Consider the following 22,789-nt stretch of genomic DNA (forward strand, 5'->3'; position numbering starts at 1 on the left):
ATGAAAATGTTTTAACAATTTTCAAAAATTTAACAATCAGGTATTCTAAATACTAATAAAGTACGCTGCTTCAAATGTATGGCCGTGCTTTAGATGATGGATAGCTTCTTTTTGGCTGATATCTGTGGGCTTCCCTTCGGTATCTGTGTAGCCTAACCACGGCTCAATACATACAAATGGAGCGCCGGCTTTTGACCAAATGCCCAAATGCTCAAAATGCGGAAACTCTACAGACAACGACTGCGCATGATTTTCGCTTTTTATAGTAATCATTTTTGATTTAACATGTTTAAAAACCAGGGCATCGTTATTGAACAAATCGGCGGTGAGCCTTAATTTACCGCCATCCAGAATTATAGGTGCTGTTTCGCCGGTAAAAAATCCCTTGGATGATATAAGATGAGTGGTTAACTGGTCTTCATTTTCAAATTCAAGATAGTAGTCCTCGTATTTTTCGCCGGGGTAAAACGGTACGTTAAAAGCCGGGTGTCCGCCTACCGAAAAGTGTATCGTCTTATTGTCGAGGTTGATTACTTTATAAATAATCCGCAGAGCATTATCTATAAGCGTATATAAAATCTGGAAATCGAATTTGTAGGGATACACATTTAATGTGTTATTGCTGTAAGGTAATGAAAACAGCGCATGCGTTTCCCCATGGTCAACTAATATGAAGTCGCTGTGTCGTGCAAAGCCATGCCTGTTCAGCTTAAATGTTCCGGCTTCAGCCAATAATTCATTGTTAATAACTCCACCAACTATCGGAAAAAGATTGGGCGCGTGCCATGCCCAGATAGCAGGGTCGCCCTGCCAGAGTTGTTCAAGTCCGCTTGCTTTATTGTGTATTGAGGCAAGTTCGGCGCCTTTTTGTTTAATGGAAACCTTTAAAAATTCATTTTCAATGCTGGTCATTTGTCGGTTGATTTAACACGATAAAGGTATCGTTTCCGTCCAAATCAATGCTAATCATTTTTAATTTACATCAGTTACAAATACAGCCAAGTGGAGTATATCAAGGATCTACAGCATTTCGGGCTTAATTTGCTCTTTAAATTCCTTAGCGAACTTGTTTAATTTGGGCTGTATCACAAAGGCGCAGTAAGGCTTATCGCGGTTGCCCGAAAAATAGTCCTGGTGGTAACCCTCGGCATCATAAAATTCACTGGCGGGTGTTACCTCGGTCACTATCTTATGGTCAAATACTTGTTCATCAGTAAGTCTTTTTATCATTAGCTCGGCCTGCTGTTTTTGCTCTTCCGTAGTGTAAAATATGGCCGACCGGTATTGCGTGCCAACGTCGTTGCCCTGCCTGTTTAATGTAGTAGGATCATGCGTTTTAAAGAATATCAGCAAAAGCTCTTCCAACGACACTTCATCCGCATCATATTCTACTTCAATAGCTTCGGCATGCCCGGTGCTGCCACTGCATACTTCTTCATATGTAGGGTGAGCCACATGGCCGCCTATATAGCCGGAGGTAGCTTTTTTTACGCCCTTAATAGTTTTAAATATAGCCTCGGTGCACCAAAAGCAACCGCTACCTAATGTTATTTTTTGCAAATTCATAAATTGATAAACGAAGTTAAGCGTGATTTGGTTTACAATAACAATGTCACTGTATTATTATATTAAAATGACTGACGCAGTTATATGCGTTAACATTGCCGTAGCGCCGGGAGGTGTAAGTGCAGATATGATTCTATAAATAGCATATTAAATTAAAAAAATCATAAAAACCTTTTGTAAAATAGAATTTAAGAATGCTGATACCGTTTTGAGTGGTTTTTTAATATAATGTAATCAGCTCATTATTAATAATTTGTATCTAAATTAACAAATAAGAGGCTTATATTAAAATATCTTATTAACTTTGCTTAAAATTACATAACAGTGCAGCACAGTTTGTGTTAATTTACGATGGATTACATTAAAATTGAAACCGATTCTCCGATACCTAAATACAAGCAGGTAATTAACTCGTTTCATGAAGCGCTGGAGAACAACCGGCTGAAAAAAGATGAGAAAATCCCGTCAATCAACCAAATATCGCAAAAGTTTCAACTTTCGCGTGATACAGTGCTAACTGCATTTAATGATTTGCAGGCACGTGGTATCATTATATCAAGGCCGGGCAAAGGGTATTACATCACCAAGTCAGACGTAACGCGCCAGCATAAAATTTTTCTGCTTTTTGATAAATTTACCGCCTATAAAGAGGAGTTATACGCATCATTCAAAGACCAACTAAAGCGCAAGGCGTCTGTTGAAATTTTCTTTCATAATTTTAACACCAAAGCTTTTGAAACATTAATACGCGAAAGCATAGGTAATTATACTGCTTACGTAATAATGCCTATTCCAACAAAAAGCGTTTCGGGTATTATCGAGATGATACCACGGGATAAACTCTATATACTTGACCGGGGGCGCCGGATTTACGGGCAGGATTATCCCTCTGTTTGCCAATCGTTTAAAAAGGATATCTACAATGCGCTAAGCACCGGTGCCGAGTTATTGAAAAAATATAGTAAGTTGATATTGTTGTTCCCCGAGGACAGCCATGCGCCGATGGACCTTAAACGCGGATTCGTACAGTTTTGTACAGAGTACAATATCGATCACATTGTAACATCACACCAGCCTGCCGGTGTAAACAAAGACGAAGCCTATATTGTACTTGACGATAAAACATTGGTAACGTTGGTGCAGAACGCACAGGCAAAAAAGCTAAAGCTGGGTAAAGATGTGGGAATAATCTCTTATAACGACACCCCGCTTAAATCTATAGTAGCCAATGGCATAACAACCATATCAACCGACTTTGACGCCATGGGCCGAAGTATAGCCGATCTGGTTATCAATAAACGCAAGGGGCATTTAGAGAATCCTTGTAATCTGATTATTCGCAACTCTTTGTGACAATTTTTTGATTAAGATGGACATGAACCAACTGGAAACGATAAAAGAAAATGTACAAACATATGGTCTTACTGATGGTATTTGCCGGGGTGAAAACCTCATCTACAGTGAAAAGACCTTAGCCGGGCTTGAAAACATTTTTGTTGACGAAGATAAGCGCAAAGCCATGAACCAATCAGAGGTAGTATACCGGGTGGAAGCTTATTTTCCGGTTGCAGAAGGTACCGAAGCAGGCTTGTTTTTTGGCACCAGCCGTATAAACCCCGGCCAGGTAGGCGATGAGTATTTCATGACGCAAGGTCATTTTCATCAGAAGGCCAACCGTGGAGAATTTTATTGGGGCATAAAAGGCGAGGGTGTACTATTGTTAATGGATATGGAGAGAAATACACGTGCCGAAAAAGTATTCCCCGGTAGTTTACACTATATACCAGGGTTTACGGGGCACAGGTTGGTAAATACCGGCAAAGAGGAGTTAACCGTTGGCGCATGCTGGCCTTCAGACGCCGGACACAATTACGGCGATATACGGGAACAAGGATTTTCAAAGGGCGTTTTTAACAGGAATGGCGTGCCTGTACTGGAAGATATAGAAAAGAGATAAAATGAATTTTGACCCTGGATTTGACATAAGAATTGTTGCCCAGCCTTTGGGGTTTACCTATGGCAATGATTGCTTTGGGCCTGAAGTGGAAACACGCCGACTAAATGATATACGTAAAAGTTTGCGCAACCCCGACTGTAATGGCCCTGAAGTGGTTTATGCCATTGCAATGGATGTTGGTAAAACCAGGCACAAGGCTATACTTGAAGAAAAAATGTTGCTATATGGTGCGGTAACATATGCGGCGGGTAAGCTTGGCGACGAGCCGGTGCGCAGCCAGGGGCATATACATAAAAAATCATCACATAGCGGATGGTCGCCGCCTGAAGTATACGAGATATGGAGCGGTGCTGCTATTATTTATATGCAGGAGTATGCCGCAGATAACCCGGGCCGATGCTTCGCTGTATATGCCGGTCCGGGCGATGTAGTGGTTGTGCCGCCTGAATGGGCGCATGCTACTATAAGCGCCGATCCGGCCACACCACTTACTTTTGGAGCATGGTGCGATCGTGAATACGGATTTTTGTACGACGAGGTTAGAAAGCGAAACGGATTGGCCTGGTTTCCGTTAGTGGATGAAGACGGAGAAATAGTTTGGCAGGCAAACCCAAATTACATGCCTACTGAGCTGGTGAAAAAATCACCGGCAGATTATAGTGAAACATTGCAAATAGGAAGGGTAGTACCCATCTACGAGCAGTTTGAGCAGGATCCGGACAAATTTCAGTTTGTTTCGCAGCCTGCATTAAAACAGGAAGTATGGCTTAATTTCACGCCATAATACATATCCGGGCGAACAAATTACTGCTTTGTTTGCTATTGGGACAGATAAAATTGATTGGGTTTATTTTGCAGGGAATTCGTTTTTTATTTATTTCTTTGCTGTTAGATAAACCCGGTACTTAAACAAAAAACAAGCTTTTAATTCATTTTTAAATATCAAGGTGAATTAAAATAACCGTCAATATGTATCAACATACATACCTATTGACGCTTTATTTACAAAATCATACATAATGAAAACTGCTAATTATCAAAAATTTCCTTTCGTACAGGTTGAAAAAGAGAACAAATCATGTGTTACAGGCTGGGAAGCGATAGCCACGAAAATAAACGATGACATCGCCTCAGGAAAAAAACTTATAGCAATTGAAACCTACCAGGGTGTGCTTAACGATGAGATTATAGCCGGCTTAAAAGACGCTGTAAAGCATGACTTATGGATAGACGCAGCGGAAGCTTTTAAAAGCGAAGACGAGATACTAAAAATGACGTATCCGGATGTTACAGATGACAGAATATTTGGCTACATCACCCGCTTAAATATCAGCGATTATTTAGATAATGCTAAGGTTGAGGCAGCGCAGCAAAAAGCTAAAACTGCGGGTAGCGGGGTAGTGGTTGTTTACGGTGTAGGTGCAAGCCTGGTACTTCCAAATTTCGATCTGTTGGTTTATGCTGACATGGCCCGCTGGGAGATACAATTGCGTATGCGCAAAAAGCTGGTGAACAATATAGGTATTACCAACAACCACGAAGAGTTTTCGATACAATACAAAAGAGGCTTTTTTGTTGACTGGCGTGCCGCCGACCGCTTGAAAAAGCAGTTGTTTAAAAAAATTGACTATATACTTGACACTAACGCAGCAGGCAGCCCGAAGATGATTACAGGTGCCGCTGCACAAAAGGGTTATCAGATCAGCGTAAGCAGACCGTTCCGTGTAGTACCTTTCTTTGATCCCGGGCCATGGGGTGGACAATGGATGAAAGAAGTAATGGATCTTGACCGCTCGGCGGTTAATTTCGCATGGGGGTTTGATTGCGTGCCTGAAGAGAACAGCCTTTTGCTAAGGTTTGGCGACGTAGATGTAGAGTTGCCTTCAATTAACCTGGTGTTTTTTGAGACGAATAACCTGTTAGGCCCAAAAGTTCATTCGCGTTTCGGCGACGAGTTCCCTATCCGCTTTGATTTCCTGGATACCGTTGAAGGCGGTAACCTAAGTTTCCAGGTGCATCCGCTTACTGAATACATCCAGGAAAAATTTGGTATGCACTACACACAGGACGAGAGCTACTATTACCTCGATATTGATGGTTCGGCTGATGTTTACCTGGGCTTACAGGAAAACGTAGATCCGGAAGAGATGATCGCTGACCTTAGGGCGGCTCAAAACGGAGAAAAACACTTTGATGACGAAAAGTATGTTAAAAGGTGGCCGATGAAGAAGCACGATCATATATCAATACCTGCCGGCACAGTGCATTGCTCAGGTACAGGCGGCATGGTGTTGGAAATTAGTGCCACCCCGTATATATTTACGTTTAAGCTATGGGATTGGGGACGTTTGGGCCTTGATGGCAAACCTCGTCCTATAAACATTGAACATGGTAAAAATGTAATCCAATGGGATCGCACTGCATCATGGGTTGAAAAACACGCCCTTAACCTGGTAGAGCCTTTGGGTGAGGGAGACGGTTGGCGTGAAGAACGTACCGGTTTAAATGAATTGCAATTTATTGAAACGCGCAGGCACTGGTTTACAGGTAAAGTTAGCCACAATACCAATGGTGGCGTTAACGTGCTTAACCTGGTTGAAGGCCGCGAGGCTATTGTTGAAAGCCCCACCAACGCGTTTGAGCCATTTGTAGTGCACTATGCCGAAACGTTCATTGTTCCGGCAGCAGTTGGCGAATACACCATCCGTCCGTACGGCGAAAGTGAAGGCCAGGAATGCGGTACATTGAAAGCATACGTTAGAATTTAAACTATTATATACCTAAAAAATCATGAGTAGAGAAGCAATCGCACAGAAGTCCGGCTCAACGGGTTTTGTGATCAAGTTGACCATAGTAGCCGCTTTAGGCGGTTTACTATTTGGTTATGACACGGCGGTAATTGCCGGGGTTATCGACCTGATAAAAATAAAATTCGATCTATCACCTGCAATGGAGGGCTGGGCAGCCAGCTGTGCTATTTGGGGATGTATAGTTGGCAGCAGTACAGCAGGCTATTTAAGCGACAGATTTGGCCGTAAAACCATTTTGATCGTTACTGCATTGCTGTTTGGAATTTCGTCAATTGGGGCCGCGGTACCTTCGTCACTTACAGAGTTTGTTATCTTCCGTATCATCGGTGGTGTAGGTATTGGAGCGGCGTCAATGCTGTCGCCTTTGTATATTTCTGAGATAGCGCCGGCCAATATAAGAGGCAAGCTGGTTAGTGTTTATCAGTTGGCTATTGTTATCGGCATCAACCTGATTTACTTTGTAAATCTTAAAATTGCCGCGCTCGGTGAACTGGAATGGAAGGTAGAAACCGGCTGGCGTTATATGATAGCGTCGGGTTTACTACCATCATTACTTTTCCTGGTGCTGTTATTTATAGTACCTGAAAGCCCGCGTTGGTTAATTAAAAAGAACCGTAGCGACGAGGCTATCGATACGCTGGAGCGTGTGAATGGAAAAGATGAGGCCCAGGCCGTGGTACAGGAGGTGAAGGAAAGCCTTGGCCATGAAGAGGGTACGGTAGGCGAATTGTTTAAGCCGGGATTGCGCAAAGCCATGATTGTTGGAGCTGTGCTTGCACTGTTCTCGCAGATAACGGGTATTAACGCCATTATTTACTATGGGCCTAAAATATTTGCCAGCGCTGGTGCAACTGGCGACGGTCCGTTGCTTTTCACCGTAATAATTGGCTGTATCAATACTGTATTTACATTTATAGCAATCGGCTTTATTGATAAGCTGGGCCGTAAAACGTTGTTGCTATGGGGTGTTGCCGGTATGATAATAAGCTTGATAGGTACCGCATACTGTTTCCTTACAGGTGCGGGGGCGGTGTGGCTGATGGCATTTATATTTATATATATTGCCTCGTTTGCCGCGTCACTGGGGCCTATTCCATGGGTTATTATTTCGGAGATATTCCCTACCAAAACCCGCGGTATAGCCATGTCGTTCGCTACTACTATATTGTGGTTAGGTGTGGTTTTAATAACCCAGTTTACGCCTATAATGCTTGATGAAACCACTTGGGGTGGTACATCAGCAAGGGCGGCAGCCTTCACATTTATATTGTTTGCCGTGAATGGTGTAATATTATGGTTATTTACCAAAATACGTATTCCTGAAACTAAGCAGAAAACGCTGGAAGAAATAGAGGCAAGCTGGACTAAGTAATATTAGCAAGCGTTGAATAAAGGCCGGATGAGTATTCATCCGGCCTTTTGTTTTATATACTCCGGATTATAAGCAATAGTTGTTTAGTTGCCTGGTTATATATAACCGACTTTAATACCGTTTGTGTACAACGAAACAGTGATTGTAACATTTGTTAACCAGTAGGTACTGTTATGTATAAAATTGCAACTTAAATGATATAAAATTTTATTTTTTATTATTTGTTTATACTTTTATAAGCCATTTAAACGTATATCTATTTTATAAGATAATGAGAAGAAGTTTATCCATAGCATTTATCGCCGCGTGTATGTTTATCCCGGCGTGGAGCATAGCACAGCAAAAAAAGTATAAAGCTGCAGCGCATCCGGCCTATAGTCGGTACAGTATGTTCAGTCCTGTAAAAATAACACCGCAAGGATGGTTGCGTACTTTTTTAAACTACCAGAAAAGCGGCCTCACCGGCCACATCGAAAATGCAGGCTACCCGTTCAACACAGTAATGTGGACAGGTGTGGTGAACGACAAAATGGAGGATAGGTTTTGGTGGCCGTACGAGCAGTCCGGTTATTACATTGACGGAGCCATAAAAGCAGGGTACTTATTACGTGATACGTTTTTGCTTAACAAAGCAAAAAAGCAGGTTGATTTCGTTCTGAATAAAAAGAACCCGGACGGTAGACTCGGTCCGCAAGACCTCAAAGGCCGCTGGAATCGCTGGCCTTACGCCGGTTTTTTACGCTCGTTTATGACTGAATATGCTGTGACCGGTAATCCGCAGATTATAGAGGTAATGCAGAAGCATTATGCTACTTACAAAGGCGAAGATTTTGCCGACGAACTCGACCTGGCTAATGCCGAGGAACTTTGCTGGCTGTATGGTATTACAGGCGATGTTTCGTTATTAAAAATGGCTGAAACGGCTTACGCAACCTTTAAATCAGACCATAAATACCGTGACCGTGATGGCCGTGATATAATATTTGGGTCTGACCGGGTGCCTGATTATCATGGCGTAGTATATATCGAATTGGTTAAAATACCTGCTATATTGTACAGTTACACCGGGAAAAAATCGTACCTGGATGAAGCGCTTAATGGCATCGCCAAAATGGAGAAGAATGATATGCTTGCATCAGGTATACCCAGTTCAAACGAGCATTTTAACGGAATAAATGAAATGGCCGGGCACGAAACCTGCAACCTGGCAACCATTCCCTACACCTACGGTCACATGCTGCAGATAACAGGTGATGCCAGATGGGCAGATAAAATTGAAAAGGCCGTGTTTAATGGCGGCATAGGTGCAATCACCAAAGATTTTAAACAGCAGCAATATTTCTCGGCCCCTAATCAGTTCATCGCTAATTTTGATTCAAACCATTTAGGTTATAATAACGCCCGTATGGCATTTTTGCCGGGTCATGATACTGAATGCTGTACCGGAAATGTAAACAGGTTTATGCCTTACTATATACAGCAAATGTGGTTGAAAACAAAAAACGGGGGTATAGCTGCGTCATTGTACGGTGCAAGTGAAATTAATGCCGTTGTTGGTACGGCTAATGTACCGGTTAAAATAGTTGAAACAACTAAATACCCGTTTGAAGAAGCTGTTACGTTTGAGGTTCAAACAAAAAAGTCTGTTAAGTTCCCGTTCAGTATGCGCATACCGGCCTGGTGTACCGGAGCTTCGGTAACAGTAAATGGTAAACAAGTTGCCGGCACAGTAGTTGCCGGTGAGTTCTTTGAAATCAACCGGATGTTTGCAAACGGCGATAAAATAGCGATTAATTTACCAATGAGCGTGAAGCTAACCAACTGGCCCAACAACGGCGTTGGCATTGAGCGCGGGCCTATAGTGTATAGCTACCCTATAACGGCTAAGATTGATACAATAAGTACGGATTATAAAAAGGCTACAAAAGATTTTCCGGGCCTTGGGTTAAATCCCGCAGCCGATTGGAATTATGCGCTGGCAATCAACAACGTCAACAATGTACAGGTAATAAAAAACAGCAATTACACGTATCCATGGGCAGAAGGTGCTGCCCCGGTAAAACTTAAAGTGCCGGCACAACAGCTAAAAAACTGGAAACTGCACAGCTACGTGGATACCGCTGCGAATAAAACTATCTATCAAACTTCCCCATTCCCATCCAACAGGGAAACAGATGGTGATAGTAAGGATATTGAACTGGTGCCTTATGGAAGTACGCTTTTAAGGGTGACGGTTTTTCCGAAAGTGCAATAAAATTTAGCGGAATTGCTATTTAGCCTTGTTGGGTGGGTAGTCACCCGGCATTTGCTAATATCAATCGTCGCGGAAGCAAGGATTCGGCGGATAACTCTTAGTTGCCTTTTGAGATAGATTTAGAGTTAATCGCCTTTTTGTAGCCTTATCTTCCAAGCAAAATCCAAACTTATCACATGCTCATATCGGGATGAGATACCCGGGGTTAAACTGATAAATGTGGGTTTATAAATAATCCCCATTTGAAAAGATCTGCCAAACCTGTAGTAAGCCGGAAAAGCTAAGCCCAGGGCGGTGCTTGACTTTGTTATTGGCTGGCGCGTGGCCAAGGAGTCGCGGAGGCCGAAATATCGGTTATCCCAGGTGTTTTTAGTAAATGCCAGCCCATAACCAATCGAGAAACGGTTAATATTATAGTTGTTGGATGCTGTAAGATAAAGTGAGTATATAAATTCGCGCTCACCTGCATAACGTACAGGAGCGGGGAATGGTATAAAAATGTCAGCCGCTGCTCCCGCCGACAGATTTAAAAAGTGATCCTGCCGGTGGTAATAATCCAGTCCAAGAGACAGCCCGAAAAAACCTGTATTGCTTTTTTTGCCTTCGCCGACCGGTTGTAGAAAAAAAGAGTTAACATGCGGCAATGAAGTGTGCAGATATAGTGCGCCTTTGTTTTGCGAACGAATGTATTTAATACTTCGGTTATTTGTATCAGAAGGGTTAATGTAAATATTGGTTGGATAAGTATATCGCTTCGGGTTATTTTTATCGATAAGCATACCTATACCGTAATTGCTTACTATATTAAAGTAATATCCAAAGGAGTTATGGGGCGTAATCGAAATTTCTTTTTTTGTACTATCAGTAACCACGGCTAAGCTTAAAGGCTCCTTACTGCGTAGTACCGTTAATGTAACCTTGTCGCTATTAATGCCAAGAGGGGCTCCTTGATAAATTATTTTAGCCGGGTTGGTTAAATGTATTGTCACGTTTTTGTGCCGCCGGTTTAGTACTGATGCGCACGAGGTTAACAATATGCTTATAACTACCAATACAAAAATATTCCGCATGATAAGGTTGGTTATAATGGTTGCGAACAAGATCTAAAATAGTTCACACTGCATCTAAGTTACAAATACTCCGTTATAATTCACCAAATCGCAATCCTAATGGTCGTAACTTACCACCCGGGTCAGCTTCCAAAGGCCGTTAGCGCTTTTCCATATGTGCATAAATCTGAATACGCCGCAATCCTCGCGCCCGTTTTCGGGGTGGCAAAAGCGATGCTGCCCGGTTTGTATCGCGCCATAGCCTTTAATGGGATATACTTCGATGCTGCCGGTAACGAGTGTTCTTTTTACGCCATTGTCTTTATCAATCATGCCTTTGAACTTTTGCATCGTAACCTCATAATTATCTAAACCACCTTTATCATGATAAAATTCAAGGTCAGTATCAAATATGTTTTTCAACGTTTCCAGATCGCGGCTGTTAAAAGCATTGAACAATAGGCTGTCCATACGGGCAATACTGTCATACAAAGCTTTTGATTGCGTTACATGAGGCTTTGCGCCCGGCTTGTTTTGAGCGTTTACACTTAAGCAGACACAAAAAAATAATAGCAGGGTTATCAAAAGCTTTATCATAACTATAAAAAATAAACACCGGCAATGGGTAAGCCGGTGTTTGATTAAAATTAGTATCGTTTTACATTAAAATCCGACAGTCCGCCGTTGATTTTGATATACATTTTGTTGGCAGCGTTAGCAAATCCGAGGGTTTCGTACCGGTGATCACCCGCTTTAGTGAAGCCATCAAAATCAGTTGATGACAGGCCCGACGATGTAGTGATGCTGCATGCAGTGTTTTGCGGTATATACAGGTTTATTTCAGAAACACCTGTTAATACGTCAATGTTGGTTACTGTTAATGGCTGCCCGAGTTTTACTTTAAAGGATGCCGCCCCGCCATTTAGCTTAAGCGACCGTACCTTGAATTTTGTCAGGTCGAAATCGATTTCGCTGGCACCGGTTTTTACACTGATGTCCCATTCTGGCCTAGCGTTCAGCTTTATGGTAGCCGAGTTATCTTTATCTGTATCCCATTTAAATTTAGAACTTTTACCATCAAGCATTTTAAAGTCCAGTACGGCAAGTGAGTCTGTTGTAGTGTTTGAGAGGCCGTAGCGTCCAACAAATTCCTGTGTTTGTGCATTAAATAACTGATCGGTTGTATCACTCAATTTGTAAGTAGTGGCCCCGCCCGCTATATTCAGTTGTGCTACTTTAATGCTATCAGTAAAAGGTTCGTTAAATATACTGGTGCCCTGCTTTTTTACTACGCCGCCGTGGTAATCACCGTTGTTGCCGGCGTCATCGTCTTCATACTTAAAATTTACCGCGGGCGACCATGAACGGTGGCTCAGATCGGCAAATAAGATTAAGCTAAAGCCGCCCAGCACTACTATAATCTTAATTGCAGTAGCCCAAGCCGAATTTTTATTAGACAACGCCAGGTTTACACCTGCAATTAGCAGGAACACCGGCCACAAACGGAATATATTGCCCCAGCGAAAATCAATGTAGCCAAAGTTATGCAGCAGGAAGGTTACGCCTATTAAAACCAGCACAAGGCCTGTTATCAGTCTGTCGCTTTTCATAATTATTCAATTGGATGGTTAGGATTCGTATTTGTTTCGTCTTTCTTTTCAACTGTATCCGCTGTGTTGTCAGCCTTGTACCAGTCGTTCCTTTCCCAGGGTTGTTTTTTTGCTCCGGATAAAATGAATGATATACCAATAGCTACCAAAACCAGTGGCCATACCACGTGGAAATCGATGTGGGGTAACAAGCCAAAGTTTTTGAGCAGGAACGCCGCACCTAATAGTATGAGTATCACCCCGGCAATAACACCTGCGTTGGTCGTTTTTTTCGGCGGTACGCCCGTAAAGGTTTCGTTAGCATCATTGTAGTTGGGCATAGTGAAATTAGGCTGTGAGGTTTCCCTAAAGGGATTATAGGCATCTTGTTCAGGCATTCTGTAATCAACGCCGGGGTTGCCGTAAAACAGGTTTTTTGCTGGTAATACAACCCAAAGTACCACGTATACCAGGCCACCTGTACCATGTAAAAATGCGGTAACTAAAAATATTACCCTTACAATTGATACATCCACGCCGAAATAGTCGGCCAATCCTGCGCAAACGCCGCCTATTTTTTTGCGTTGCTCATCACGATAAAGTTTCTTTTCCATTATACTGTTAATTTAAAATGTTATTACAATTGGCCGCCAGCCGGTTTTATTATGATTTGATCCACATTGGCGCCTTTGCTCATGTTATAAATTGTAATAATGGCTGATGCAACATCCTCGGGCAAAACCATGTCATTTTTATTTACATCCATCCCTTTCCATGAATCCGTTAACGTCGATCCGGGAATGATGGCTGTAACTTTTATACCGTGTGGTTGCATCTCAAGCCTCATTACGTTATTAAGACCTAACAGGGCATATTTTGTTACGCTGTACACACCGGCTTCCATTACCGGGTTAAGCGCTGCTACCGAGCATACATTAAAGATGTGCCCTTCACCGGCGGAAACCAGCCTTTTACCGAAAAAACGGTATAGTTCATAGGCAGGAAACAGGTTTGTGCCCAACTGTTTTTCCATTGAATTTTCGTCGTCTTCAAGTATGGGTACGTGCTTGTACATACCCACATTATTGACAATAATCCCGATGAACCCAAGCTTTTTCTCGGTGAATTCGGCAAATTTTTTTAACTGGTGCCTGTCGCTTACATCGGCAACGGTGGCTGCCACCCGTATCCCGGGTGCCATTTCAAGCAATTCAGCTTCAAAGGCAGCCAGTTCTTTGGCGTTGCGGGCACATATGCCAACATTAATACCTTGTTTAACCAATGCAATGGTTATTGCGCGGCCCATGCCTTTTGTTGCGCCGGTGATGATTGCGTTTTTCATGTGTTTCTAACAGTATATAGATAGTTTCAAATATATATTGTTTAACCCTTGATTTATCCGTTTACCTGCTATGGAATTTGATATATACGGGCACGGTTTGCCTGTAAAGCATCGCAGGTTGATGAAATAAAAGCCAGGAACCGTATAAAACAACAAAAGCCGCCCGGAGGCAGCTCTGTTGATATTCAAAAACAACTCTATTATTTATTTTACTTCTTCTTTTATACTTATTGCTGCACCGCCGCTTGAGGCCAGTTGCTGCTTTAGCACTGTTTTACTGTTTACCTTTATTTTACGAATTGCGTAACTCTGCGGGTTTTTATCGTAGCTGGCGTCCTTCCCATCGGCGTATAACGTTGCTATAAAGTTTTTACCTTTGGGCAGGTAGTTAAAAGTTATGGTTGCTACGCGCGGATTTTCATCAGTAATAGCCCCTACATACCACTCGTTTTTGCCTTTTGCCTTACGGGCCATAGTGATGTAATCGCCCGGCTCAGCCTCAATCACCCAGGTATCGTCCCAGTCAACGGCTACGTCTTTTATAAACTGGAAAGCATCCAGGTGCTTGTTGTAGGTCTCAGGCAGATCGGCGGCCATTTGCAGCGGGCTGTACATGGTTACATATAAGGCCAGTTGCTTAACCAACGTAGTATGCACAAACGATGTGTTATCCGGATTATACGCGCTTATTTTGGTTTGGAAAATGCCGGGCGTATAATCCATTGGCCCCCCTATCTGCCGTGTAAAGGGTAATATGGTGGTATGATCTGGATTGTTGCCACCAAATGATTCGTACTCCGTGCCCCGCGCCGACTCATTGGCCATTAAGTTAGGATAAGTACGGTTAAGCCCTGTTGGCCTGATTGCCTCATGCGCATTCACCATAATTTTGTAATCGGCTGCTTTTTGTACGGCGTACAGGTAGTGATTAACCAGCCATTGTCCGTAGTGGTGCTCGCCCCGGGGTATGATATTACCTACATAACCGCTTTTAACTGCGTTGTATCCATTTTCAACCATAAACTTGTAAGCGGTATCAAGATGGCGCTCATAATTGCGTACAGATCCGGATGTTTCATGGTGCATGATGATCTTTACATTTTTTGATGCGGCGTAACGTTGTAGTTCCTTTACGTCAAAGTCGGGGTACGGAGTCACAAAGTCAAATACATAATCTTTTGTTTTACCAAACCAGTCTTCCCAGCCTACATTCCAACCTTCAACCAATACGGCGTCAAAACCATGCTTAGCGGCAAAGTCGATATATTCTTTAACATGAGCCGTGGTAGCCCCATGTTTACCGTTGGGTTTTAATTTTGAATAATCAGTTACCCCAAGCTGAATGTTTTCGGTGTCGGTATATGCCCATGTGCTTTTACCGGTTATCATCTCCCACCACACGCCAATATATTTTACCGGTTTTATCCATGAAAGATCTTTGTATTTTGCAGGTTCATTTAAGTTATAAACCAATTTTGAGGTTAATATATCGCCTGCTTTATCGCTGGCGATAACAGTACGCCACGGCGATTGCGTGGGCGCCTGCATATAGCCCTTGTCACCCACGGCATCAGGGGTTAAAAATGACTTAAGCACAAAATTCTTGTCGTCAAGATCCAGGTGCATGCAGGAATAATCCACCAAAGCTGCTTCATGGATGTTTATATACAGGCCATCGCTGCTCTTCATCATCAAAGGCGTTTGTACGCCTGTTGGCGAAAATGTTTTTTGAGATACGTTAGGTGTTATGGCATTTTTCATTTTGCCACGAACCTCAGATAATTTTGACGTTGTGGTGTGGTATTCCTGGGTGTCAAAATCGCCCGGTAGCCAAAACGTTTTATGATCACCTGCTAAGGCAAACTCTGTATGCTCTTCTTTTATCACAAAGTAATTCAGATTTTTTTGTGATGGAAATTCATATCTGAAACCCAGGCCATCGTTAAATATCCTGAAACGTATCCGGATAAAACGGTTATCAACCGCTGGTTGGCTTAAGGTTACCAGTAGTTCATTATACTGATTGCGTATGGTTTTTTGTTCGCCCATCGGCGGGTTCCACGATTCGTCGAAAGTCGACTGTCTGGTATCGGTAACCGTAAAGCCTCTTAAGAAAGAAGGGACATCTTTAGTTTCGATGCCTAACTTGCTTGGCTTAATAATGGCCTTTTGTTTATAGGATAGTTCGTAAACCGGCTCCCCATCGGCGTTTACCGAAAATTTCATTGTGAAGTTTTTGTCGGGGGATGTAATTACCTGAGCCTTCATTGTGGCTGCATACAGCAATACAAGGGCCAGCACGTAAATTTTGCGCATAAAAGGTTGTTTTAAGTTTAATTAAATTTCGGCCGTAAGGCACGTTATTATATAAGTGGCTTATATCAGTGCAACAAATTTTATAAAATATTAAAGCAATGCATTGCACATTAAAAATTATTTAAAAACATAACATTGATTATCAGTAGATTAAATGTGATTATAGCGTGTTTTTTTTAAATGTTTTTTAAGTAACATTACAATAATAGCCCTGTAGGGCGATAGCGTTATTGCACAGTTTTAATATGTTTGTGTTATGCCTCAAACCAACACTACCATATGCTGTATAGGCCATATCACTCATGATATAAATTTAAATGCAGGTAAAGTGGTAAACATGCCGGGCGGTACCGCGCTGTATTTCTCACACGCACTTGCCCATATGCCTGTAAATTACAAGTTGGTTACTGCAGTAGCCAGTCGTGAGCGTATTTACGCCGAACAGTTACACGGTTTAGGGGTAGATGTATTGATATTACCAAGTGCAGGTACTGTATTTTTCGAAAACACTTATGGCACTAATCCTGATGAGCGCATGCAAAGGGTTTTGCAAACCGCCGATAGCTTTACAACCGCACAATTAAGGGGTATCGACGCTGATTTGTACCACCTTGGCCCATTGCTAGCTGATGATTTTGACGAAGATGTTATACCGTTTTTGGCATCAAAGGGCAGAGTATCTTTGGATGTGCAAGGCCTGTTACGTAAAGTTGTGGATACCAGGGTGGTGCCGGTTGACTGGCCCGAAAAGTATGCCTTGCTGCCATATATTCATACACTGAAAGTTAACGAGATGGAATTATCCGTATTAACAGGCATGAATGATATAAGGCAGGCAGCAAAAAAACTTGGTGATTTGGGTGTAAAAGAAGTGGTGATTACATTGGGTAGCAACGGCTCGCTTATATATGCCGATGAAAAGTATTGTGCTATAGTGGCTTTTAAGCCTGCTGTTTTTATGGATGCCACCGGCTGTGGTGACACGTATATGGCAGGGTATCTGTACCAGCGTGCTTCAGGCGCAACGGTACGCGAAGCCGGCCGCTTCGCATCAGCCATGGCCGGCTTAAAGGCAGGTTGTATCGGGCCATTTTCAGGTACTGAGGATGAGGTAAAAGATCAGTACACACTTTAAAAAAGCATAGCTGACGTAAACAATTACGCTGCCTGACCATTATAATCAAGCAATGGCTGTTTGTAGTTGCTTCGTTGTTATTTATCTAACTTGACGGCGGGTATTGTTAAAAAATGTATTTTTAACCGATTTTACACATAAATAATGTTTTATAGTTTAGGCAGGTATATACTTTTACTGCGGTTAAGTTTTAAAAAACCCGAAAAGTTTGATGTTTATTGGAAAGAGATCATGCGCGAGATGGTTTCGGTAGGCATCGGCTCGCTGGGTATTATCGCTATTATCTCCGTATTTATTGGCGCCGCCACTACCATACAGGTAGCATTTCAGCTAAGCAGCCCGCTGGTGCCCTTAAGCATAGCGGGTAAAATTGCACGCGATTCGACGATACTTGAGTTTAGCCCAACCATTTCATCCCTGGTGCTGGCGGGTCGTGTTGGTTCAAGCATTGCGTCGCAGATTGGCACTATGCGTGTTACTGAACAGATAGATGCGCTTGAAATAATGGGTGTAAATGCACCCGGTTATCTGATAGCGCCTAAAATAATGGCTGGTATAACTATGGTGCCCCTATTGGTAATCATATCCATTGTGCTTGGCATATCAGGTGGTTACATAGCTTGTGTCGTATCAGGCGATATTACTCCTGCCGATTACCTTGCTGGTGTGCGTGACGGGTTTGATGGACTTACAATAAGGGTTGCGCTGGTAAAAGCCTTTGTATTTGGATTTTTGATATGCTCTATATGTTCTTATCAGGGATTTTATACAACAGGAGGTGCCCTTGAAGTAGGGCAATCCGCTACCCGGGGTGTAGTATACAGTTGCGTTATGATATTATTTGCTGACCTTGTGATTACCAGCCTGATGTTATGATTGAAGTTAAAGACATACACAAAACATTTGGTGACAATGAGGTGCTTAAAGGCATTAGTGCCAAGTTTGAGGCAGGTAAAAATAACCTCATAATTGGTGGCTCCGGTTCAGGTAAAACTACCTTACTTAAATGTATTGTAGGCCTGCATAAGCCTACCAAAGGCGAGGTATTTTTCAGCGGTCAGAATTTCAGCGAACTGAGCTTTGAAGAACGTGTGCCCATCCGTACAGAGATAGGTATGCTGTTTCAAAATTCCGCGTTATTTGATTCGATGACGGTTGAGGAGAATATTATATTTCCATTGAACCTGTTTACAAATCAATCCAAATCTGAGAAACTAGACCGGGCAAACTTTTGCCTGGAACGGGTAAACCTTAAAGGCAAGAATAAACTATACCCGGCTGAACTTTCCGGCGGTATGAAAAAACGGGTGGGCATCGCCCGAGCTATCTCTATGCAGCCTAAATATCTTTTTGTGGATGAACCTAACTCGGGCCTTGATCCTAAAACCTCTATATTAATTGATGAGCTTATAAACGAGCTAACCGATGAGTATAACATTACCACTGTTGTTGTTACCCACGATATGAACTCGGTAATGGGAATAGGTGAGCATATTGTGTTTTTACACCAGGGACAAAAGTGGTGGGAGGGAAGTAACAAAGAGATAGCACACACCGATAACAAAGAACTGAACGACTTTGTATTCGCGAGTAAATTTATGCAGGCAGCGAAGGAAAAATTGTAGTTTAGTGATTAGAGATTAGTGACTGAGATTAGTTGAGGCTACCTTTGCAACACTTCTAAATGACTATCTTTGCAGCTTGTTTCAAAAAATTAACAGGCACTACTCACTAATCACCACTCACTAATCGCTAACACCATGATCCAATTACTCACACCTACTCACTGGAACGATTATGAGCTCATAGATTGCGGCGATTTTGAGAAGCTGGAGCGATTTGGTAATGTAATACTGGTACGCCCTGAGCCACAGGCAGTGTGGAGCAAAGCGCTGCCTGAAAGCGAGTGGCAAAAGCAGTATCATATCAAATTTAAAGGCCGTTCGGCCACCAATGGCGATTGGCTTAAGAAGAATCCTAAAACACCTGATCGCTGGCATATTGAGTATAAAAACCCCGAAGCGGCAATAAAATTCCGCCTGGGGCTAACCTCTTTTAAACATGTGGGCATTTTTCCGGAGCAAGCAGTAAATTGGGATTACATCAGCAGTAATATAAAAAAATTTAAAACGCCTGATCCGAAAGTATTAAACCTTTTTGCCTATACTGGTGCCGCATCGCTTATAGCAAGGGCGGCCGGTGCAGATACTACACACGTTGATTCGATAAAGCAGGTAGTTACCTGGGCTAATGAGAACCAGGAGCTATCAGGTTTAAAAGATATACGGTGGGTGGTTGAGGATGCGCTGAAATTTGTTAAACGCGAACTGAAGCGCGGCAAAAAGTACAATGGCATTATACTTGATCCGCCCGCCTATGGGCACGGACCCAATGGCGAAAAGTGGAAGCTTGAGGATCATATAAACGAAATGATGAGGGATGTGATCCAGTTGCTTGATCCTGAGGAGCATTTTCTAATACTTAATACATATTCACTTGGCTTTTCATCGGTTATAATTAATAACCTGATTCGCAGTGCTTACCCCAAAGTGAAAAACCTTGAGGTTGGCGAATTGTATTTGCAGGCCACTGCTGGTCCGCAGTTGCCGCTGGGCGTATTCGGAAAGTTTTGTAAAATAAAAGGTGAATAGCTCAACCATTGGCTTATATTTACATCAATTTGATATTTTAACACCCGCGCCTCTACGCTATGAAAATGAAAAACTTTTTTCTTTTAATCCTGCTTTCATTAACCACGTTAACTTTATTTACTAATTGCACCGAAAGTGGCAAAGCCGGTAAGGCAGATAGTACAAATAAGGCTGCTAAAAACGGCGGCGATACTATTACCGCTGCACCAGGCGGTGCCCCGCTTGATACTGCCCTGTACGACTCATTGATGGTGCGTATGGCCAATGGAGATACTACAGGCAGATGGCCTGTAAAAAAAGCTCCCTACCCATTACCGGGCGCTATATTGCCATTTAAACGGGTTGTAGCATTTTATGGTAACCTGTTTTCGAAAAAGATGGGTATACTCGGCGAGATACCTTCAGACCAAATGCTTGCCAAGCTAAAAGGCGAGGCAAAAGCCTGGGAACGTGCCGACCCTAAAACACCGGTACAACCGGCGCTGCATTACATAGCTGTTGTTGCGCAGGGCGATGGCGGTAAGGACGGAAAATACCGTTACCGTATGCCATTTAAACAAATTGATACTATTTTATATATGGCGAAAAAGATTGATGCCATTGTGTTTTTAGATATACAGGTAGCTTTGAGCACTATACAGGCAGAGTTGCCGTTGCTTGAAAAATACCTGAGCATGCCAAATGTGCACTTAGGTATTGACCCTGAATTTTCGATGAAAGACGGCACCAAGCCTGGTAAAAAAATAGGCACTTATGATGCAGCCGATATTAATTACGTGAGCGGTTACCTTGCCGACCTGGTAAAAAAGAACGGCTTACCACCCAAGATTTTTGTAGTGCACCGTTTTACACATAAAATGGTAACCAACTACAAAAACATAAAAACCCGTCCTGAGGTGCAGTTTGTTATGCATATGGACGGCTGGGGCGAACCAGAGCTTAAGTTGGGTACTTACCGTAACCACATCTTCCCTGAGCCGGTTCAGTTTACCGGTTTTAAGCTGTTTTACAAAAATGACTTAAAGAAAGCGCCGCACCGTATGCTTACACCTCCTGAATTGGTTAAGTATAAACCGGCACCAATGTATATACAATATCAGTAATGCTATAAAGTAAAAAGGATGTTATGAAAATAGCATCCTTTTTACTTTATAGCAAAATGTGTAACAACTACAAGTCCGTTAAATTTATCAGGCTCTTCGCTCCGGGACTTATCCTTTCTTTTTTATTACATAGGTTTTGGCCAGATTATCATGTAAACCCTGCCGGTGGCTATCCCACAAAACGCAAAAGAAACCCAGGCAGCAAATAAGTCCTGATAAGATTTTACCGGCATTTCTTCCCAAAGCTCTTCCGGCAGACAATCGTTCGCCAGAGGCGTCAACTACCACCAATTTGCATATCACTTTTCCTATGCTGCCCTGAGTGGGCAGTGAGTCGAATAATGTATGGTACGCTATAAACGCTAGTACGGCTAAAAATCTAAAAAATAATTCTATGTCCGGTATATAATAATCAGACGCAATATTCGGAACCAATTGAGTAGATACTCCTAATATTCGCCTATTATTGCCATAAAAATAATCAACAACACATAGTCAATCAGGTAGGCCAGTAAACGCCACCAAAAACTGGCCACGTTGGTTCGTGTGGGTATATAAATCCCTTGGGTTTCAAAATAAATATAAAACTCCGGCAGCTCGGCGGCACGCTGCCAGTTTTCATTTAAAGGCGACATGATAAATGTGTCCGTTGTAATATTCATGTCCATCAGTTGCGCATGCGTATATGGCCCACTTTTCTCGTTGATGTTTAATGTATAGTAGACGTTAATCATATAATGCTATATTACTTATTACGTATTAGGGTATATATCAGTTTTCCGGTAATCAATGCCGACGAATCGGGTGTAGGTTCAGTGTCAAATAACTTAAGCGTGTTTCCTGATATTTTAAAAGCATAGTCCTTTTGATCTTTAGCGTAAAGATTAAATATTAACAGATCCAGGTTGTTCATTGGGCCGGCAATAAAATCATTCATGGCGTAGTATGTGCGAAATCCCGTTATACCGGTAATTTGCCCGTTCTCTGTAAGTATAACTTGTCTAACTTTACCAATGGTATCAGTCATCGCATAACTGCCGGCAAACAAATTTTTGTTAATGAGGTAATCCATCCCGTTTCCCGTTTTTTTGCCGGGTTTATTTAGTGCTCTTATGTACCGGGTTGTTACTTTATCATGTGCATCGTTAACCTCTGTTAAAGTGAGTACTGTATCGCCGTTTTCGACCGAGTAACCTAATTCTGCGCTGTCCGCCTGTATAGTTTCCGGCGTTTCGCCCTTTATGAACTTTATGATTATTTCACCACCCTCATGGTTGTTGTAGCTTACACCGGCAACCAGCCTTTCGCCCTTTATATTGGCGGTGTCAATTTCAATGTACGTTATTCCGGTGGCCTTATCCGCAGCAGCGAAGGGCGATGAGGTTACAATTACTTTTTTAATGTAGTCGCTTTTTACCCATGCTCCTTGTATAATAGGTTTAAATTTTTGTATCAGCAACGAAGTAGAATCGACTTCGGAGATGACAAGGCTATCAACAACCGTTTCTTTTGTTTTGCTTTTGCAGGCAAAAAGGACTAATGTGATAAAAACGCCGTATAAGATGTGTTTCATGTTGCTGTTTATGATTTGATCACACCAAAATACCTAATAGCAAACAATAATCCCCAACTTAATCGTTAAATT

The 22,789-nt window shown here is 42.3% G+C and carries 22 protein-coding genes; 11 read left to right on the top strand and 11 right to left on the bottom strand.

The genetic code is table 11. The annotated features are described in order from the left end of the window. Nucleotides 1-45: 45 nt before the first annotated feature. Nucleotides 46-912: an aldose 1-epimerase family protein gene (locus tag DJ568_RS13225; RefSeq protein ID WP_114005764.1), complete on the bottom strand. Its 867-nt coding sequence runs from the start codon at nt 910-912 to the stop codon at nt 46-48. 108 nt (nt 913-1,020) lie between these two features. After that, nucleotides 1,021-1,566, bottom strand: a complete 546-nt coding sequence (gene msrA, locus DJ568_RS13230) for a peptide-methionine (S)-S-oxide reductase MsrA (RefSeq protein ID WP_114005765.1) — start codon at nt 1,564-1,566, stop codon at nt 1,021-1,023. 351 nt (nt 1,567-1,917) lie between these two features. On the opposite strand from msrA, the gene DJ568_RS13235 reads away from it, so the two are divergent. The 6 genes from DJ568_RS13235 to DJ568_RS13260 all read left to right on the top strand — a co-directional run bounded on the left by DJ568_RS13235 (nt 1,918) and on the right by DJ568_RS13260 (nt 9,959). After that, nucleotides 1,918-2,919 (top strand): GntR family transcriptional regulator, encoded by a 1,002-nt coding sequence (locus DJ568_RS13235; protein WP_114005766.1) that lies wholly within the window; start codon nt 1,918-1,920, stop codon nt 2,917-2,919. Nucleotides 2,920-2,935: 16 nt separating this feature from the next. Then, on the top strand, nt 2,936-3,523 hold the full coding sequence (locus tag DJ568_RS13240; RefSeq protein ID WP_199560973.1) for a glucose-6-phosphate isomerase family protein: 588 nt from the start codon (nt 2,936-2,938) through the stop codon (nt 3,521-3,523). A 1-nt stretch (nt 3,524) separates the two neighbouring features. Then, complete coding sequence (locus DJ568_RS13245; protein WP_114005767.1) at nt 3,525-4,307, top strand: glucose-6-phosphate isomerase family protein; 783 nt, start codon at nt 3,525-3,527, stop codon at nt 4,305-4,307. A gap of 235 nt (nt 4,308-4,542) precedes the next feature. After that, nucleotides 4,543-6,291 (top strand): class I mannose-6-phosphate isomerase, encoded by a 1,749-nt coding sequence (locus DJ568_RS13250; RefSeq protein ID WP_114005768.1) that lies wholly within the window; start codon nt 4,543-4,545, stop codon nt 6,289-6,291. 22 nt (nt 6,292-6,313) lie between these two features. Further along, complete coding sequence (locus DJ568_RS13255; RefSeq protein WP_114005769.1) at nt 6,314-7,705, top strand: sugar porter family MFS transporter; 1,392 nt, start codon at nt 6,314-6,316, stop codon at nt 7,703-7,705. 271 nt (nt 7,706-7,976) lie between these two features. Beyond that, complete coding sequence (locus tag DJ568_RS13260) at nt 7,977-9,959, top strand: beta-L-arabinofuranosidase domain-containing protein (protein ID WP_114005770.1); 1,983 nt, start codon at nt 7,977-7,979, stop codon at nt 9,957-9,959. Between the two features lie 125 nt (nt 9,960-10,084). Here DJ568_RS13260 and DJ568_RS13265 read toward each other — a convergent pair whose 3' ends face one another. From DJ568_RS13265 to DJ568_RS13290, 6 genes are all read right to left on the bottom strand, one after another. Next, nucleotides 10,085-11,029 carry a hypothetical protein gene (locus DJ568_RS13265; protein ID WP_147238759.1) on the bottom strand — a complete coding sequence of 315 codons (945 nt, stop codon included), beginning with the start codon at nt 11,027-11,029 and terminating at the stop codon, nt 10,085-10,087. Between the two features lie 96 nt (nt 11,030-11,125). Then, complete coding sequence (locus DJ568_RS13270) at nt 11,126-11,605, bottom strand: nuclear transport factor 2 family protein (RefSeq protein WP_114005772.1); 480 nt, start codon at nt 11,603-11,605, stop codon at nt 11,126-11,128. 50 nt (nt 11,606-11,655) lie between these two features. Then, on the bottom strand, nt 11,656-12,618 hold the full coding sequence (locus DJ568_RS13275) for a LiaI-LiaF-like domain-containing protein (protein WP_114005773.1): 963 nt from the start codon (nt 12,616-12,618) through the stop codon (nt 11,656-11,658). A gap of 2 nt (nt 12,619-12,620) precedes the next feature. Next, entirely contained in the window at nt 12,621-13,211 is a 591-nt protein-coding gene (locus DJ568_RS13280; protein WP_114005774.1) for a PspC domain-containing protein, read from the bottom strand. 23 nt (nt 13,212-13,234) lie between these two features. Next, nucleotides 13,235-13,939, bottom strand: coding sequence for an SDR family oxidoreductase (locus tag DJ568_RS13285; protein WP_114005775.1), 705 nt, complete (start codon nt 13,937-13,939; stop codon nt 13,235-13,237). 204 nt (nt 13,940-14,143) lie between these two features. Continuing rightward, complete coding sequence (locus DJ568_RS13290; RefSeq protein ID WP_114005776.1) at nt 14,144-16,255, bottom strand: glycoside hydrolase family 97 protein; 2,112 nt, start codon at nt 16,253-16,255, stop codon at nt 14,144-14,146. Nucleotides 16,256-16,511: 256 nt separating this feature from the next. On the opposite strand from DJ568_RS13290, the gene DJ568_RS13295 reads away from it, so the two are divergent. The 5 genes from DJ568_RS13295 to DJ568_RS13315 all read left to right on the top strand — a co-directional run bounded on the left by DJ568_RS13295 (nt 16,512) and on the right by DJ568_RS13315 (nt 21,144). Beyond that, complete coding sequence (locus DJ568_RS13295; protein ID WP_114005777.1) at nt 16,512-17,390, top strand: PfkB family carbohydrate kinase; 879 nt, start codon at nt 16,512-16,514, stop codon at nt 17,388-17,390. Nucleotides 17,391-17,531: 141 nt separating this feature from the next. Then, nucleotides 17,532-18,266, top strand: a complete 735-nt coding sequence (locus tag DJ568_RS13300; protein WP_114005778.1) for an MlaE family ABC transporter permease — start codon at nt 17,532-17,534, stop codon at nt 18,264-18,266. Then, nucleotides 18,263-19,015: an ABC transporter ATP-binding protein gene (locus DJ568_RS13305; RefSeq protein ID WP_114005779.1), complete on the top strand. Its 753-nt coding sequence runs from the start codon at nt 18,263-18,265 to the stop codon at nt 19,013-19,015. Before DJ568_RS13300 ends, DJ568_RS13305 begins: the two co-directional genes overlap by 4 nt. A gap of 135 nt (nt 19,016-19,150) precedes the next feature. Then, the gene (locus tag DJ568_RS13310; protein WP_114005780.1) at nt 19,151-20,041 is read left to right on the top strand and encodes a class I SAM-dependent methyltransferase; all 891 of its coding nucleotides are present in this window, start codon (nt 19,151-19,153) and stop codon (nt 20,039-20,041) included. Nucleotides 20,042-20,100: 59 nt separating this feature from the next. Next, nucleotides 20,101-21,144 carry a hypothetical protein gene (locus DJ568_RS13315; protein WP_114005781.1) on the top strand — a complete coding sequence of 348 codons (1,044 nt, stop codon included), beginning with the start codon at nt 20,101-20,103 and terminating at the stop codon, nt 21,142-21,144. A gap of 108 nt (nt 21,145-21,252) precedes the next feature. Here the strand turns inward: DJ568_RS13315 and DJ568_RS13320 are convergent, their stop codons facing one another. Genes DJ568_RS13320 through DJ568_RS13330 form a run of 3 tightly spaced genes read right to left on the bottom strand, consistent with a single transcriptional unit; the run spans nt 21,253 to nt 22,717 of the window. Then, nucleotides 21,253-21,579, bottom strand: a complete 327-nt coding sequence (locus DJ568_RS13320) for an RDD family protein (protein WP_158534934.1) — start codon at nt 21,577-21,579, stop codon at nt 21,253-21,255. 14 nt (nt 21,580-21,593) lie between these two features. Next, the gene (locus tag DJ568_RS13325; protein WP_114005783.1) at nt 21,594-21,878 is read right to left on the bottom strand and encodes an RDD family protein; all 285 of its coding nucleotides are present in this window, start codon (nt 21,876-21,878) and stop codon (nt 21,594-21,596) included. An 11-nt stretch (nt 21,879-21,889) separates the two neighbouring features. Next, nucleotides 21,890-22,717: a hypothetical protein gene (locus DJ568_RS13330; protein WP_114005784.1), complete on the bottom strand. Its 828-nt coding sequence runs from the start codon at nt 22,715-22,717 to the stop codon at nt 21,890-21,892. Nucleotides 22,718-22,789: the final 72 nt, after the last annotated feature.

It is taken from the genome of Mucilaginibacter hurinus, from assembly GCF_003324525.1.
Lineage (GTDB): Bacteria > Bacteroidota > Bacteroidia > Sphingobacteriales > Sphingobacteriaceae > Mucilaginibacter > Mucilaginibacter hurinus.